Origin of the sequence: Colwellia ponticola, from assembly GCF_005885605.1 — a bacterium.
GTDB classification, from domain to species: domain Bacteria; phylum Pseudomonadota; class Gammaproteobacteria; order Enterobacterales; family Alteromonadaceae; genus Colwellia; species Colwellia ponticola.
This window is the reverse complement of sequence record NZ_SZVP01000106.1, coordinates 1-458: the sequence shown is the minus strand read 5'-3', so window position 1 is coordinate 458 and position 458 is coordinate 1. Positions and strand designations below refer to the sequence as shown.

1 protein-coding gene is annotated in these 458 nt (G+C 61.8%); it reads left to right on the top strand.

The features are described from left to right. A partial coding sequence (locus tag FCS21_RS17765) for an MFS transporter (RefSeq protein ID WP_138624504.1) occupies positions 1-428 on the top strand: 428 nt, incomplete at its 5' end. Positions 429-458: the final 30 nt, after the last annotated feature.

Sequence of the window (458 nt, the reverse complement as noted above, 5' to 3'; positions counted from 1 at the left end):
TTATCTATGCCTGGTCGATGGCTGCTGACGTCCTACTCTTCCTGCCCGGCGGAGCCCTCATGGACAGATTCGGACGCTGGTGGGTGGCAGTGCCGTCAATCTTCATCCAGGCCCTTGCACTCCTCACCTTGCCGCTAGCCCATACAGCGACGACTATCGGCATCATCGCCCTCGCCATCGGTATTGGCAACGGCGCGAGTTCCGGCATCGTCATGACGCTGGGATCCGATGCCTCTCCCAATATCGGACGCCCACAGTTCTTGGCAGCGTGGCGACTCCTCTCCGATACTGGCTCAGCAATGGGACCAATCGTGGTCACCCTTGTCACCCTAGCCTGGCCATTGTCGGCCGCCAGCATCGTGATGTCGATCATCGGCCTGGTCGGCAGCTACTGGATGGGGCGCTGGGTGCCGCACGGCAAACGCTAATTGACGCCGTCCTCGCCCACCCGCTGTCCT